Raw genomic sequence first — 15,478 nt, 5'->3', positions numbered from 1 at the left:
TCCGTCACTCCGCCGGCTGGGCCGCGGCCGGGACATGCGTCTTCAGCCAGCGGAAGCGATAGAGGATGAGCGTGTCGCAGGCCAGGATGTAGAACAGCAGGATGCCCTGGAATACTTTGGCGATACGGTCGGAAAGGCCGAGCGAGACTTGCGCCGCCTCGCCGCCCAGATAGCTCAAGGCCAGCATGAGGCCGGCGAAGATCGCGCCGATCGGATTGAGTCGTCCCAGAAAGGCGACGATGATGGCGGTGAAGCCATAGCCCGGCGAGATCTGCGGCTGCAACTGCGCCACGACGCTCGCCACTTCGGTGATGCCGGCGAGGCCGGCCAGACCGCCGGACAGAAGGAAGCAGAAGAGAATGGTGCGCGGGCGCGAGAAGCCGGCGAAGCGGCCGGCGCGCGGGGCATTGCCGCTGACGCGGATCTCGAAGCCCTTGAGCATCCGCCCCATCACGAAAGCGAGGATAAGGGCGGCGGCCAGCGCGAAAAGCGCGCCCAGATGTACCGAGCCGAAGAGCATCGGCAGCAGCTGCCAGCCGTCGAAAGTGATCGTCTTCGGAAAGTTGAACCCTTGCGGGTCACGCCAGGGGCCGCGCACCAGCCAGTCGAGCAGCAATTGCGCGACATAGACGAGCATGAGAGAGGTCAAAATCTCATTGGCGTTGAAGCGCGTCTTGAGCAGCGCCGGGATCGCCGCATAGGCCATCCCGCCCAGAATGCCGAACAGCAGCATGGTGATCAGCGTCAGCGGCGACTGCCAGGCCGGGAGCAGAACCGGGATCATGCCGCCCAATATGGCGCCGATGGTGAACTGGCCCTCGGCGCCGATATTCCACACATTGGCGGTGTAGCAGATGGCGAGGCCGACGCCGATCAGCACGAGGGGCGTCGCCTTGACGATCAGTTGCTCGATCGACCAGAGCTGCGTCAGCGGCTCGACGAAATAGACGTAGAGGCCGTGCAGGGGATCGATGCCGCGTAAGGAGAAGAGAATTGCGCCGGTGATCAAGGTCAGCAGGATGGCGAGAACCGGCGACAGAAGCGCCATGCGGGTGGAGCGCTCGGCGCGTTTCTCAAGCACGAGCGACATGGCGTTCCTCACTTACCTCATGCTCGCCCGCCATCAGGAGGCCGATCTTTTCCGCCGTGAGCTCGGAAGCGGGATAGGCTTCGGAGAGCTGGCCGCGCGAGATCACGGCGATCCGGTCGGCGATCTCGAAGATCTCATCGAGATCCTGACTGATGACAAGCACCGCCGAGCCGGCACGCGCCAGATCGACCAGCGCCTGGCGGATGGTGGCCGCCGCTCCTGCATCGACGCCCCAGGTCGGCTGGTTGACGACGAGCACCGCCGGGTTGCGGTCGAGCTCGCGGCCGACGACGAATTTCTGCAGGTTCCCGCCGGACAGCGCGCGGGCCTCGGGATCAGGCTTGCCCTTGCGCACATCGTAGGACTTGATGACGCGCTCGCTCACATTGAGCGCCGCGTCACGCCCTATCGTGCCGGACCTGGTCAGGTTCTTGTCGGAGGCGTAACGCGTGAGGATGACATTCTCGGACAGGCGGAAGGCCGGCACGGCGCCGTGGCCCAGCCGCTCCTCCGGCACGAAAGCGGCACCCATCCGGCGGCGCTGGGTGATGCCGCGCCGGCCGCAGGGCTTACCGTCGATAAGAAGCGCCTCGTCACGCAGCAGCGGCTTCTCGCCCGAGATCGCATCGAAGAGCTCGGACTGGCCGTTGCCGGCCACACCAGCGATCGCCACCACTTCGCCGCCGGCGACGGAGAGCGAGACATTGCTCAAGCTGACGCCGAAGGGACCGTCCTGCTTCCGGCTGAGCTTGTCGAGAAAAAGCCGCGGCTTGCCGGCTTGCGGTCTCGCCTTGGCGCGCACGACATGGATGTCGCCGCCGACCATGAGACGCGCGAGGCTCGCGGCTGTCTCCTGACGCGGATCGACACAGGCGACGACCTTGCCCTGGCGCAGGATGGTGGCCGACTGGCACAGGCGCTTCACCTCTTCCAAGCGGTGCGAGATATAAAGGATGGAGCAGCCTTCCTTCGCCAGCCTTTCGAGAACCAGAAAGAGCTGGTCGGCTTCCTGCGGGGTAAGCACGGCGGTCGGCTCGTCCATGATCAGGAGCTTCGGCTCCTGCAGCAGACAACGGATGATCTCGATGCGTTGGCGTTCGCCGACGGACAGTTCGCCGACCATGGCGGAAGGCTCGAGCGGCAGGCCATATTCCCTGGAGATACCTGCGATCTTTTTCGACAGGGCTGCGATGTCGAAGGCGCCCGGCAAGGCCAGGGCGATGTTCTCGGCGACGGTGAGGGCCTCGAAAAGCGAGAAATGCTGGAACACCATGCCGATGCCGAGCTTGCGCGCGGCGGCAGGGGAAGCGATGGTGACCGGCTCGCCTTGCCAACGCAACTCGCCCGCGTTCGGCTGCAGGGCGCCATAGATGATCTTGACCAGTGTCGACTTGCCGGCGCCATTCTCGCCCAGAAGCGCATGGATCTCGCAGGGGCGCACGAAGAGCGACACATCGTCATTGGCGCGCAGAGACCCGAAGGTCTTCACAATGTGAAGCGCCTCAAGAAGATGGTTCTTGCTGTCGTGTCCCGTCACCCGCCCTGGCCCTTTTTTGCAGGCATTCTAGAGGGTGTTTGGGCTTCAGCGCCAGGAATTCGCCCGGTTCTCAACATCTCATCCCGTTCGAGTAGCTCGGCGACGGTGGCCGCCGCGATGATGGCCGGCTCCTTGGAGGTGATGCCGGCCAGGCCGATCGGGCATTTGAAGGCGCGAAAGTGGTCGTCGGCAATTCCCGCCTGGCGCAATCGGCTGAGGAATCGGGCTCTTTTGCTGGCGCTGCCGATCAGGCCGACATGGGGGAAGCGGCCGTCCCGCAGCGCCGCCTCGACAATGGCGAGATCGAGGGCGTGGCTGTGGGTCATGACCAAAAGGAAAGTGCCGGGCGCCGCATTTTGGAGCTCGGCGACGGGATTGCCGGCCAGTACAGGGGTGACATTGGCCGGCATGGCGGCCGGGAACGAATCGGGACGCGAATCGATCCAGCGTATGGCGAAGGGAAGCGGCGCCAGAGCCAGGACCAGGGCGCGCCCGACATGGCCGGCGCCGAAGAGGTAAAGCGGCCGCGTCGCCTCGCCGAAAAACTCGACCAGCGCGCCGTCAGATGTCTGTTCGACAATGCGGCGCTCGACGCGATCCTCAGCCAGCCGGACCGTGGTCATGAAAGCCCCTGCCGCCTCGGCCCCTGCCAGCCGCCGCACCTCGTCGAGCGCCGTCCTGTCGAAGACTTCCGTCAGCAGTTCGACCTGGCCGCCGCAGCATTGACCGAGTTCGGGGCCGAGCGCATGGCGGCTGACCGATAGCCCGCGCCCGGCTTTCATCCTCTTCTGGGCTTCGGCGAGGGCGCGCCATTCGAGCGCGCCGCCGCCGATCGTGCCGTGGAAGCCGCGCGGTGTGAGCACCAGCCGCGCGCCCCTCTCACGCGGGGCCGAACCTTCGACGCGGAAGACCGACACCATGGCGCAGGGCTCACCCGCTTCAAGCGCTTTCGCTATGTGAGCCCAGACCTTCATGCCGACATCGCCTTAACCGCCTTCATGATCGCCTCCGGTGTCGCCGGCGCATCGAGCGGTGGTGCGGTGCCCGGCTTCAGCGCGGCGATCGCATCGGTGATCGCCGAGAAGACCGACAGCGCCAGCATCAGCGGCGGTTCGCCCACCGCCTTCGAGCGGTAGATCGTGTTGGCTTGATTGCCGGGCGAGGCGAAGAGCTTCACGCGGAAATCGGCCGGCACGTCGGACGCGCAAGGTATCTTATAGGTCGAAGGGGCATGGGTGCGCAAACGGCCTTCGGCGTCGAAGACCAGTTCCTCGGTGGTGAGCCAGCCCATGCCTTGGACGAAGCCGCCTTCGATCTGGCCGAGATCGATGGCCGGATTGAGCGAGCGGCCGACATCGTGAAGGATGTCGACGCGGTCGACCCGCATTTCGCCGGTGAGCGTGTCGATGGTCACTTCCGAGCAGGACGCGCCATAGGCGAAATAGTAGAAAGGCTTGCCCTCCACCTTGTCGCGGTTCCAGGTGATGCCGGGCGTCGCATAGAAGCCGGTAGACGACAACTGGATACGCGCCTGATGCGCTCGCTTGGCGAGCTCGCCCAGGCTCATGCTCTGATTGCCGATGATCACCCGGCCTTTCTCGAAGCGGATCTGATCCGCCGCGACATGCCATTCGCGCGCCGCGAAATCGATGAGACGCTTCCTGATCCGGGAGGCGGCATCCCTCGCCGCCATGCCGTTGAGGTCGGAGCCGGCGGAGGCGGCGGTCGGCGAGGTGTTGGGCACTTTGCCGGTCGTCGTCGCGGTGATCTTCACGCGCCCAGGCTCGATGCCGAACTCCTCGGCAACCACCTGCGCCACCTTGATATAGAGGCCCTGGCCCATTTCCGTGCCGCCGTGATTGAGATGCACCGAGCCGTCGGTATAGAGATGGACGAGCGCCCCCGCCTGATTGAGATGGATGAGGGTGAAGGAGATGCCGAATTTGACCGGCGTCAGCGCCAGGCCTTTCTTCAGGATGCGGTTCTCCGCATTGAAGGCCTTGATCGCTTCCCGGCGGGCGCGATAGTCGCTCGTCTTCTCGAGCTCGCTGACGATCTCGGCGATGATATTGTCCGCCACCTTCATGCCATAGGGTGTCCGGTCGCGCCGGGGGCCGTAGAAATTGCGCTTCCTCACATCGAGCGGATCGGCCCCTAAGCGATGCGCGATGTTGTCCATCATACGCTCGGCCAGCATCATGCCCTGCGGGCCGCCGAAACCGCGAAAAGCGGTGTTCGACACGGTATTGGTGCGCAGGCGTCGCGATTTGATGCTCACCACGGGATAGTAATAGGCGTTGTCGGCATGGAACATCGCACGGTCATTGACGCCGAGCGAGAGGTCGGCCGAGTAGCCGCAGCGCGACAAGAGGCTCGCATCGACCGCCGTCAGCCGGCCGGTCCTGTCATGCGCGGCGCGGTAATCGATGCGCATGTCGTGGCGCTTGCCGGTCATGATCATGTCGTCGTCGCGGTCGAGACGGCATTTGACGGGGCGCCCGGTCACATGGGCGCCGAGCGCCGCAAGGGCCGCCCATTGCGCCGCCTGGCTTTCCTTTCCGCCGAAGCCGCCGCCCATGCGCCGGCATTCGCAGGTGACGAAGGCATCGGCCACCGCCAACATCTTGGCGACGCAATGCTGCACCTCGCTCGGATGCTGGGTCGACGAATAGACGGTCATGCCGCCCGCTTCCTCCGGCATGGCAAAGGCCACCTGGCCTTCGAGATAGAAATGCTCCTGGCCGCCGACATGGAAACTCTCCGCGACGCTGATCCTCGCGCCGGCGATCAGCTTCTCCGGATCGCCACGGCGGAATTCATAGGGCGGGAGAACATCCGGCGTCCCCTGCTCCAGCGCGTCCTCGACCGTGATGGCGGCACGCTGCCTGGCGATCTCGACCTTGGCGAGCTTCGCGGCGCGGCGCGCCTGATCGCGCGTCTCGGCCACCACGGCGAAGACGACCTGGCCATGGAAGAGGATTTCGCCATCGGCGAGGATCGGGTCGTCGCCCATGGCCGGGCTGCAATCATTGACGCCCGGTATGTCCTTCGCGGTGAGCACCGCGACGACGCCCGGAAAGGCGCGCACCGCGTCGAGGTCGCACCGTTCGATACGGCCCTTGGCGCCGTCCGGCACATAGCCCGGCGCCACATGCAGCGTGCCTTCGGGCTCGCGCATGTCGTCTATGTAGATGGCGCTGCCCTGGACATGCAGCCCGGCGCTGTCATGGGCGAGCGCCAGGCCGACCGTCTCGGTCGCCATTCTTTTCACTTCAGCCGGCATCGACAAGCTCCCGGAACCCGGTGACGCGGGTGGCGCGGGTCGGCATGCCTGAGATCTCCGTCAGCGCCTTGATGAAGAGCGCGCGCGCCGTTTCGGCACGATAGCCGGCGCTGGCGCGATGATCGCCGATCGGCTGGAAGTCCTGCGCCAGGCAGTCGGCTGCGGCCTCCCATCCCGCCGGATCATCGAGCGACAGGGAGTGCGCGGCGGTCTCCGTCTTAAGGGCCCGTTTCGGCGTCGCCGCCATGCCGCCATAAGCGATGCGGGCGCCGGTGACGCGCCTGGCGGCGATGGTGAATTTGAACGCGCCCAGCACCGAGGAGATGTCCTGGTCGAAGCGCTTGGTAATCTTGTAGCAGCGGAAGGCTTCGTCGCGCCTGAGCCTGGGGATGCTGACCGAGGCGACGATCTCGTCCGGGGCGCGGTCCTGCTTGCCATAAGCGATGAAGAAGTCCTCGAGCGCGATGCGGCGCATCGTAGCCCCCTTGCGCAATTCGAGCTCGGCGCCGAGCGCGATCAGGGCCGGGGGCGTATCGCCGATCGGCGAGCCGTTGGCAATATTGCCGCCGATGGTGCCGGACGCGCGCACCTGCTTCGATCCGAGGCGGCGCAGAAGCTCGGTGAGATCCGGATCGATGTCGCCCAAGGCGCGTTCGGCCTCGGCATAGGTTACGGCGGCGCCCAGGCGCACCGCGTCGATCGTGTCCTCGACCCGGCGCAGCGAACTGAGGCGGCCGAGATGGATGATCTTGCCGATGTCGCGCAATTGCTTGGTGATCCACAGGCCGACATCGGTGGCGCCCGCGAGCAGCACCGCATCGGGATGTTGCGCCGTCAATTGCGCCAGGGCTGCATCGCTGGCCGGTGCCGCGAAGAACGCCGTCTCATCACCGATGAAGATATCGCTGCCGTCATCGAGACGCGCCAGCGCCTGCGCGGTCTCGGCGCGCGCCCGCGACCAGGCATCATCCGGGCTGCCGGTACAGGCCGCGAGCGCAGCCTCGATGATCGGGCGATAGCCGGTGCAGCGGCAGAGATTGCCGGCCACCTGATCGACAACCGTTTGGCGGTCCGCCGCCACGTCCGACTGGTAGAGCGCGAATAGGCTCATCACGAAGCCCGGCGTGCAGAAGCCGCATTGCGAGCCGTGCGTTTCGACCATCGCCTGCTGGATCGGATGCAGCTTGCCGCCGCGCGACAGATCATCGACGGTCACCACGTCCTTGCCGTCGACCTGACCCAGAAGCAGGATGCAGGCATTGACCGGCTCATAGACGAGACGGCCGTCCTTCAGCGAGCCGAGGCTCACCGTGCAGGCGCCGCAATCGCCCTCGCCGCACCCTTCCTTGGTGCCGCGCGAAGCCTCTCCCAGACGCAGATAATCGAGTAAAGTACGCATGGGCGCCAATTGGGCGAGTTCGACGACCTCGCCGCGGCGCAGAAATTTGATCCTGTTTCGCCCCGTCATTTCCTTACCCTTTGCAGACGAAGCTCTCCGCCGGATTGAAACAATCCGGGCGGCAGGCTCAGCCTGTCCCCGATTAAGCTATCACCCGTCTCTTGTACGAAAAAGGATAATAAACATCACAGGCTGTGCGCTATTTTCGTACTCTTCCGCCGCCGGCGAAATGGCGCACCGCGAGATCGAGAAAGGCGCTCGCCGCGAGCCCGCCGCCGCTTCCCGGCCGGTGCACGATGGTGAGGCGGTCCGGCGGGATGCGTCGATTGGCGAGCGGCACGAAGACAAGGCTGCCTTCGGCGATTTCCTGCTCGATACCGATCGGCGTCTGGAAGGCGATGCAGCGGCCACGCCGTGCCAGCGCCGCCATGAGCCGCAGCGAGTTGCACTCGACCGCATTGGCGGGCGGCTTCTTCGCCGCACCCAGCATCTTGTCGAGAATGGCCCTGAGGCTCAAGCCCTTGGCGGGCCACGCCACCGGATAATCGAGGCAATGGGCGAAGAGCAATTTGCGTTCGCGCGCGAGCGGATGGTCGCGCCGCATCACGGCACCGAGCGGCATGTCGCGCGTCAGGCGCACATCGAGCCCTTCGAGCGTCGCCGGATTGAAGGTGAAGCCGATATCGGCATCGTGGCCGCGCACCAGATCGGTCACCGCATCGGAGCCGGCGACGGTCACCGTGATCTCGACGCCCGGATGATCGGCGGCGAAACGCGCCAGGAGATCGGGCAAGGCCGAGACCGATATGCTTTCGACGGTGGCGATGCGGATGCGCCCGCGCTTCAACCCGCGCAGGGCATCGAGATGGTCGAGCGTCGTCTCATGGCCCAGCATCGCCGCCTTGAGGCCGGCGAGGAGAAGCTCGCCGGCCGCCGACAGCTTGAGGCTGCGGCCACGCCGCTCGAACAGCGCGATATTGAACTGCCGCTCGAGCAGGATGACCTGACGACTGACGGCGGAAGCCGCGACATTCAAGGCGAGCGAGGCACCGCGCACCGACCCCGCCTCCGCCACCGCGACGAAATAGCGGTAGCCGGTGGTGAGCAGCGAGTCGGAACGCATCAGCGCGCAGCCTCAGCTGCCGCGATAGGTCGAATAGCCATAGGGCGAAAGCAGCAGCGGCACATGATAGTGCTCGGCCTTGTTGGCGATGCCGAAGCGCAGGGGAATGACGTCCAGGAACGGCGGCTCGCTCAAGGACGCCCCCGTCGACTTGAGATAGGCGCCGGCATGGAAGCGCAGTTCATACTGGCCGACCTTGAACTCCTCGCCATCGAGCAGCGGAGCATCGACGCGGCCGTCATGGTTGGTCACCACTGTCTTGATGTGTGACGGGTTCTCCTCGAGCGACCACAGCTCGATCTTCAAGCCCCCGGCCGGCCGGCCGAGAGCGGTATCCAATATATGCGTCGTCAAACGCCCCATGCCTGTCTCCCATGAACTCCTCTGCCTTCCCCTTCTCCCGCTTGCGGGAGAAGGGGCCCGAAGGGCGGATGAGGGTGTCGGTCAATCTTGCGACAGCTTATCCGAAAGCGCCAGAGGACGATGAATTTAAGAATGCAGCCTTCTCGCTCCTTGACGCGGCGGCGAAATGGCTGGAAGAAATGGCCCCCGCCCACGAGTGTCCTATCCATGGTCCCTTCCCGTATCACCGTCATCGGCGCCGGCATCATCGGCATGTCCACCGCCGCCTTCCTGCAACGCGCCGGGCACAAGGTCACCGTCATTGACCGGGTGGCGCCGGGGGATGGCTGCTCCTTCGGCAATGCTGGCGGCGTCGCCTTCGCCGAGGTGACGCCCACCATCCATCCGCGCATCCTGCTCAAGATACCGGGCTGGTTGATGGATCCGCTCGGCCCTCTCACCATCCGCTGGTCCTACCTTCCCAAGGCGCTGCCCTGGTTCCTCGCCGCCGGGCGCAACGCGCTGCCCGACCGGGTGCGCAAGATCACCGCGGCGCGCGCCGCGCTCGGTCTGCGCGCGGTCAGTGACTTCGAGACTCTGCTGCAGGCGGCCAAAGCGAGCGAGCTATTGGTCAGGCAGGATACAATCCGCCTCTATGACACCGAGGCGCAATATCAGGCAGAAGAGCCGGACCGGCGCGCCAAGCGCGAATATGGCTACGAGACGAAGAAGCTCACGCCCGGAGAGATCGCCGAGATCGAGCCTGACCTGGCGCGGGATTTCGCCTGCGGCGCCTTCCATGGCGGCTGGTATCATGTGCGCAATCCCAAGAGCGTCGTCACGGCAATCGCCCAGGAATTCACCCGCAATGGCGGCGAGATCATCCTCGATGACGTGATCGAGGTAACGCAGGAAGCCGCGCGCGCGGCGAAGATCCGGCTGAAGACCGGCGGCGAGCGTCCGCTCGACCGACTGGTGATCTGTGCCGGCGCCTATTCGAATTTCTTCGCCAGGCAGTTCGGCGACAAGGTTCTGCTCGAGGCCGAGCGCGGCTATCATCTGGTGATGCCGGATCCCGGCATCACGCTGGGCCGCTCCTTCAGCTATGTGCGCACACCCATGGTCGTGACGCCCATGGATGTGGGCCTGCGTTTCGCCGGCACCGATGAGTTCGCCGGCCTCGATGCCCCGCCCAATTGGAAGCGCGCCGATGTCCTGTGGCATTCCGCCAAGCGCTGCCTGCCGAAGCTCAGGCCGATCGATGAGAATGTGTCGCGCTGGATGGGGCGCCGGCCCGGCACGCCCGACGGCCTGCCGGTGATCGGCCCGTCGCGCAAGCTCGGCAATGTCTGGTACGGCTTCGGCCACAGCCATATGGGGCTGACCTGGGGACCGACCACGGGGCGCCTGTTGAGCGAGATGCTGAGCGGCACGCCTGGCAATACCGATCTGTCAGCCTTCCGCGTCGATCGGTTTTAGAGCATCGGAGCGTGCCGACGGAGCACGTCTACGGCCTTTGACACCAAAAAGTATAGTTGCCGAACAGATTGGGATGACTTGCCTCGATCGCCTCCCAGTTTGAAAGGCTGCTCAGTGTCCTCTCGTCTGGATAGGCCTTGCGATAACGCTGTTCTGCTTCGCTTTCTCCAAACATGCTCATCACCTGGCTGGACGCGAACTCGAATCCTATGAACCTCATATCTGCCGCCTCGATCATCCGTCGCAGACGATTGATCGTGAACGTGCTTTCCTGGACGTGCAGGATGAGGTCGCGAAATCCGCTAGTCGAGTGGAAATCAGGCCGTCGCGCGAGCCCGTTGAAAGCGGTGAGATCCCCATCGTCGCGAAGAATGCGAGCCCGAATCCGCCGGATTTCGTCGAAAGACATATTCGTATGAGAAAGGCCCAACCGGGTCCGCAGCCGCCAGATGTCTCTGCGAGCGGCTTCGGCGTAGAGCATAATCTGAATGACACCGCCCTGCTTGAGGCAGGAAACCAACCTTTCAAAACCGGCTTCAGGATTTTCAAGATGGTGCAGCACGCCGATGCATTCTATTCGCTCATATTGCCCCTCAAGGGTGAGCAGGTCGCCTTGCCGGAAGTCGATGTTGCTGATGCCGTAGCTCTCCGCCATGTACTTCCCGTAGGCGAGACTTTGGATACTGAGATCGACGGCGGTTATCTGGACGTGGTGGTATCTCTGTGCGGCCCAGACGGCGAGCCGGCCCGTACCAATCCCCGGCATGAGGATTTGCATAGGGCCTTCGCTTTTTGGAAGCGGGCCAAGATGCGGGTATTGGGCAATTAGCCTGTAACTTGCATCTACCTGTCGCAGCGCCGGAGTCACGTGAAGCCATCTTGGATACGGGTTGGCTTCATACATCTGGCGAACCGACCCCGAGGTGGGATTTTCAGCGGCGCTCAATCTCGGTATGGAGGGCACAAGCTGGATCTGTCTGGCGCGCTTCCCGATTGTGCGATCGACCGCAAAGCGCAACGCAGGCGACCAGCGATCAGCGGACCGCTCCCGAAGGCGTTGGCGGAGTTTCGATAGCTCCCAGGGGTCACGATACATCGCAAAAACGAGAAACAATGTCGCGGTGGCTTCGGTGATCTCGCCTTCCAATCGCTCGAGCTGCTCAGCGGTAGCGTCTAGCCACTCACGCTCGCTCTCCGAAATATCCCAAATATACTCATTATTGTGTGCCTGTACCGCGAGTGCTGCTATCAGGCCCTGCCACTCTCCGCTGAGGCGACCTTGTGTGAACCTGTGCCATATCTCCGTCCGGACTGACTGGAGAAAACTTTCGAGCGTCAGGTTGCGGTTGATTGTCGTAACCAGGTAGGTGATGAGCAACCCGTCCTTGCGCAGACCCTCAAGACCGCTTTCGGTACGAACAGAATTCGTCAAGCGGGATTGGCTGTCCGGCAGTCCATATTTCAGCTGCAGCAAATGCCCGGCCGGATTTGTCAATGCCTCCGGATTGCCATGGGGGGATTGCAGGCAGTGCAAAATCAATCGGTCAAAATGTTTGGAGTATTTTGTGACGGTCAAGCGTTCGGCGATCATTGTGATCCCGATTATCGCGCGGGCGCAATCTCTATCTGCCTCGAGAGCCTGATCGAGCGCCTTGAGGGCTTCCACCGGCTTGTTTTGCCTCAGGAGATCATCTGCTTCGGAACATCGCTGGGCGGCGACATCTGCCGGACGTGAATCGTTCATGGCCAGACCAGAACAGTTTCGTGCATATTTATTATGGGAGCGGTAGCCCGGTGACAAGATCGGCCACAAAAGAGCATGGCGCGCGTGCGTCTCGAGCCTTTCCCGGTTTGGTCAAATCAAACCGAGTAAGGCTCCAGAGCCACCACTTCGGCATGGCCGCCCGGCAAGTCGGCGTCGTCGCCGACTTCCAGGCCGAGCAAGGCGCGTGCCATCGGCACCGTATAGGCGATCAAGCCCTTTTCGAGATCGGCCTCGTCCTCGCCGACGATCGAAAAAACCTGCTGGCGGCCGTCGTCTCGCTTGACGGTGACCCTGGTTCCGAAGGCGACCTTCTTCGGCGCCTTGGGAGGGTCGACCGGTTGCGCCGTGGCGCGGCGCTGCGTCCAGTAACGCAGGTCGCGCGAGGCGCGCACGATGCCGACGCGATCGGTCTCATGCTGGGCATGAGCCAACAGCTTGCGCGCCGTCTCGATTTCTTCATCGATCAAGGCAAGTCCGCGCGGCGTCACAAAATTGGGATTGGTACTGACCGGACGTTCCGGCAGTTCCTCAGGGGTTTCCTGTCCGTCTTGCTCTTTTACAAAAGCCCGGCTCATATGGGTCGACTCTTCTTCTCACCCCCGGATCACTATAGCACATGAATGACGCAAGCCCGCAGACCGTTTATTTGCAGAATTACCGGCCCGTTCCCTATCTGATCGACGAGGTCTTTCTCAAGTTTGTCCTGGCGCCCGAGGCGACGCAAGTCACCTCCCGGCTGAGTTTTCGCCCCAATGCGGCAGCGCAGCAGAAGGGCGGACCCCTAGATCACGATGAGTTTGGATTGAATCAATCCAAACTCATAAACGTGATCGATTCTAATAATTTGGCGCGGGATTCTCGCGAAAAACCGGTGTCCGCTTTTTCGCATCCCGCGCTAATTCTTGATGGGGAAAAGCTGGAACTCAGGTCGGTAAGTCTCGATGGCGAGACGCTCGAGCCTTCCCGCTATGACCTCACCGCCACGAATCTCACTATTCGTGAGGTGCCGCAGCGCCCTTTCACCCTGGAGATCGTGACGCTCTGCAATCCGAAAGCCAATAGCGAGCTGTCCGGCCTCTATGTCTCCAACAATGTGTTCTGCACCCAGTGCGAGGCGGAAGGCTTCCGGCGCATCACCTATTTTTATGACCGCCCTGATGTCATGGCGCGCTACAAGGTGCGCATCGAGGCCCCCCTCGCCTCATGCCCGGTCCTGCTCGCCAACGGCAATCCCGGCCAAAGCGGCACGATCGCCGGCGGCGACCTGCATTTCGCCGAATGGGAGGATCCTCATCCCAAACCGTCTTATCTCTTCGCGCTTGTCGCCGGCGACCTCGCTTTGGTCAGCGACACCTATGTCACGCGCTCGGGGCGAAAGGTGGATCTGCGCATCTATGTCGAGAAGGGCAAGGAGGATCGCTGCGCCTTCGCGATGGAAGCGCTCAAGACCTCGATGCGCTGGGACGAGGAGCGCTTCGGCCTCGAATATGATCTCGACATCTTCATGATCGTCGCCGTCTCCGACTTCAACATGGGCGCCATGGAGAACAAGGGGCTCAATATCTTCAACGACAAATACATACTGGCGCTGCCCGAGACGGCGACGGATATCGACTACATCAATATCGAGAGCATCATCGCGCATGAATATTTCCATAACTGGACGGGCAACCGCGTCACCTGCCGCGACTGGTTCCAGCTCTGCCTGAAGGAAGGTCTGACCGTCTTCCGCGACCAGGAATTCACCGCCGACATCCGCTCGCGCGCCGTGAAACGCATCGTCGACGTGAAGCGGCTGCGCGCCGACCAGTTTCCCGAAGACGGTGGGCCCCTCGCCCATCCGGTCAGGCCTTCCTCCTATATCGAGATCAACAACTTCTACACAGCCACCGTCTATGAGAAGGGCGCCGAGCTCTGCCGCATGCTGCAGACGCTGATCGGGCGCGAGGCTTTCCGCAAGGCGATGGATCTCTATTTCGAGCGCCATGACGGCGAGGCGGCGACGACCGAAGATTTCGTGCGCTGCATGGCAGATGCCTCGGGACGCAATCTCGATCAGTTCTTTACCTGGTACGAGCAGGCCGGCACGCCGGAGGTCACCGTCTCCGAGAGCTACGATGCGAAGACGAAGACCTATGACCTCTCCCTCGAGCAGGTGACGGCGCCGACGCCCGGGCAATCCGACAAGCGGCCGGTACCGATACCGCTCGGCATCGGGCTCGTCGGGCCGGACGGCCGCGACATGCCACTCGATCTCGAAAATGTTGGCGTGCTCAATGCGCCATTGATCGAGCTCAACGAGACGAAGAAGACATTCCGCTTCCGCAATGTGGCGCGGAAGCCCGTTCTGTCGCTCAATCGTGGCTTCTCCGCTCCTATCCGCATCAGGAGCAACTCCGGCATCCCCGAGCAGCTCTTCCTGATGAAGAATGACGGCGACACGTTCAACCGCTGGGAGGCCTCGCAGAGGGCGGCGTTTGCCCTCATCCGGGACCGCCTCGCCGGAAAGACATCCGCGGCGGACACCCAGTCCTTCATTACCGCCCTCGGCGCGGTACTGGAGGACGGCCATCTCGATGACGCCTTCAAGGCGTTGATGCTGGGGCTTCCGGGCGAGCAGGAGATCGCCACGCTGATCGCCCGCGATGTCGATCCGGGCGCCATTCACCAGGCGCGCGAGGCCCTGCGCGCCGAGACAGGTATGGGTCTCAAGGACGTGCTGGTCGAACTGTGGCGGAAGACGGAAAGCCATGGCGCCTACCGGCCCGATCCGGAAGAGACCGGTCGGCGGTCGCTGCGCTATGCGGTGCTGCAGGCCCTCGCCGGCGGCGATCCGGCGCTTGCGACGAGGCTCGCCGGCGAGCAGCTTTCCCGCATCACCAACATGACCGACGAGATCGGCGCCCTTTCGACAATCACCACCCTCGACGTGCCGGAACGCGAGCAGGCGCTCGCCGATTTCCATACGCGCCACCGCGGCGACAATCTGCTGATCGACAAGTGGTTCGCGCTGCAGGCCTCGGCCCCGCTCAGCACCACGCCGGGACGGGTGCTTGAACTGATGGCGCATCCCGACTTCACGCTCACCAACCCCAACCGGGTGCGCAGCCTGGTCGGCGCCTTCGCCATGGCCAACCCCTTCGCCTTCCATGCCGAGAGCGGCGAAGGTTATGTCATTCTCGCCGACACGATCCTGGCGCTCGATCCGAAGAACCCGCAAGTAGCGGCGCGCATGGCGACCGCCTTGCGCAGCTGGGCAACGCTCGAGGAAAAACGCCGCGGCCTCGCCAAGGCGCAGCTCGAACGGATACTCGGAACGAGTGGCCTGTCGCGCGATCTTTACGAGATTGTTTCGAAGTCGCTGGGGCGGTGAGCCGACGCTCGGCGCGAGCGCAGAGATTTCCCCTCTCCGTTGCCAATCAATGGGAGAGGGGGAAATGTTGAAGGACGACAGCAGGCT

11 protein-coding genes are annotated in these 15,478 nt (G+C 63.6%); 2 read left to right on the top strand and 9 right to left on the bottom strand.

All coding sequences use genetic code 11. The annotated features are described in order from the left end of the window. Positions 1–4 precede the first annotated feature (4 nt). The 7 genes from G5V57_RS19330 to uraH form a co-directional block, all read right to left on the bottom strand. Positions 5–1,090: an ABC transporter permease gene (locus G5V57_RS19330; protein WP_165169193.1), complete on the bottom strand. Its 1,086-nt coding sequence runs from the start codon at positions 1,088–1,090 to the stop codon at positions 5–7. Beyond that, complete coding sequence (locus tag G5V57_RS19325; protein WP_165169192.1) at positions 1,074–2,627, bottom strand: ABC transporter ATP-binding protein; 1,554 nt, start codon at positions 2,625–2,627, stop codon at positions 1,074–1,076. Before G5V57_RS19325 ends, G5V57_RS19330 begins: the two co-directional genes overlap by 17 nt. Then, a complete protein-coding gene (xdhC, locus tag G5V57_RS19320) occupies positions 2,624–3,601 on the bottom strand; it encodes a xanthine dehydrogenase accessory protein XdhC (protein ID WP_165169191.1) in 978 nt (325 codons plus the stop codon). The genes G5V57_RS19325 and xdhC overlap by 4 nt, the downstream gene beginning before the upstream one ends. Beyond that, positions 3,598–5,910 carry a xanthine dehydrogenase molybdopterin binding subunit gene (gene xdhB, locus G5V57_RS19315; RefSeq protein ID WP_165169190.1) on the bottom strand — a complete coding sequence of 771 codons (2,313 nt, stop codon included), beginning with the start codon at positions 5,908–5,910 and terminating at the stop codon, positions 3,598–3,600. Before xdhB ends, xdhC begins: the two co-directional genes overlap by 4 nt. Beyond that, positions 5,900–7,378, bottom strand: coding sequence for a xanthine dehydrogenase small subunit (gene xdhA / locus G5V57_RS19310; RefSeq protein ID WP_165169189.1), 1,479 nt, complete (start codon positions 7,376–7,378; stop codon positions 5,900–5,902). The genes xdhB and xdhA overlap by 11 nt, the downstream gene beginning before the upstream one ends. Before the next feature lie 130 nt (positions 7,379–7,508). Continuing rightward, on the bottom strand, positions 7,509–8,432 hold the full coding sequence (locus G5V57_RS19305) for a LysR family transcriptional regulator (RefSeq protein WP_165169188.1): 924 nt from the start codon (positions 8,430–8,432) through the stop codon (positions 7,509–7,511). A 12-nt stretch (positions 8,433–8,444) separates the two neighbouring features. After that, positions 8,445–8,795 carry a hydroxyisourate hydrolase gene (uraH, locus tag G5V57_RS19300; RefSeq protein ID WP_165169187.1) on the bottom strand — a complete coding sequence of 117 codons (351 nt, stop codon included), beginning with the start codon at positions 8,793–8,795 and terminating at the stop codon, positions 8,445–8,447. Between the two features lie 207 nt (positions 8,796–9,002). On the opposite strand from uraH, the gene G5V57_RS19295 reads away from it, so the two are divergent. Continuing rightward, entirely contained in the window at positions 9,003–10,253 is a 1,251-nt protein-coding gene (locus G5V57_RS19295; RefSeq protein WP_165169186.1) for an FAD-binding oxidoreductase, read from the top strand. Between the two features lie 28 nt (positions 10,254–10,281). Here the strand turns inward: G5V57_RS19295 and G5V57_RS19290 are convergent, their stop codons facing one another. Then, positions 10,282–11,997 (bottom strand): bifunctional 2-polyprenyl-6-hydroxyphenol methylase/3-demethylubiquinol 3-O-methyltransferase UbiG, encoded by a 1,716-nt coding sequence (locus G5V57_RS19290; protein WP_165169185.1) that lies wholly within the window; start codon positions 11,995–11,997, stop codon positions 10,282–10,284. Between the two features lie 116 nt (positions 11,998–12,113). Then, a complete protein-coding gene (locus G5V57_RS19285; RefSeq protein ID WP_165169184.1) occupies positions 12,114–12,593 on the bottom strand; it encodes a GreA/GreB family elongation factor in 480 nt (159 codons plus the stop codon). A 41-nt stretch (positions 12,594–12,634) separates the two neighbouring features. On the opposite strand from G5V57_RS19285, the gene pepN reads away from it, so the two are divergent. Next, the gene (pepN, locus tag G5V57_RS19280; RefSeq protein WP_165169183.1) at positions 12,635–15,391 is read left to right on the top strand and encodes an aminopeptidase N; all 2,757 of its coding nucleotides are present in this window, start codon (positions 12,635–12,637) and stop codon (positions 15,389–15,391) included. Positions 15,392–15,478 lie beyond the last annotated feature (87 nt).

Source organism: Nordella sp. HKS 07, from assembly GCF_011046735.1.
In the GTDB taxonomy this organism is placed as follows: Bacteria; Pseudomonadota; Alphaproteobacteria; order Rhizobiales; family Aestuariivirgaceae; genus Taklimakanibacter.
This window is presented reverse-complemented; position numbering and strand designations above follow the sequence as displayed.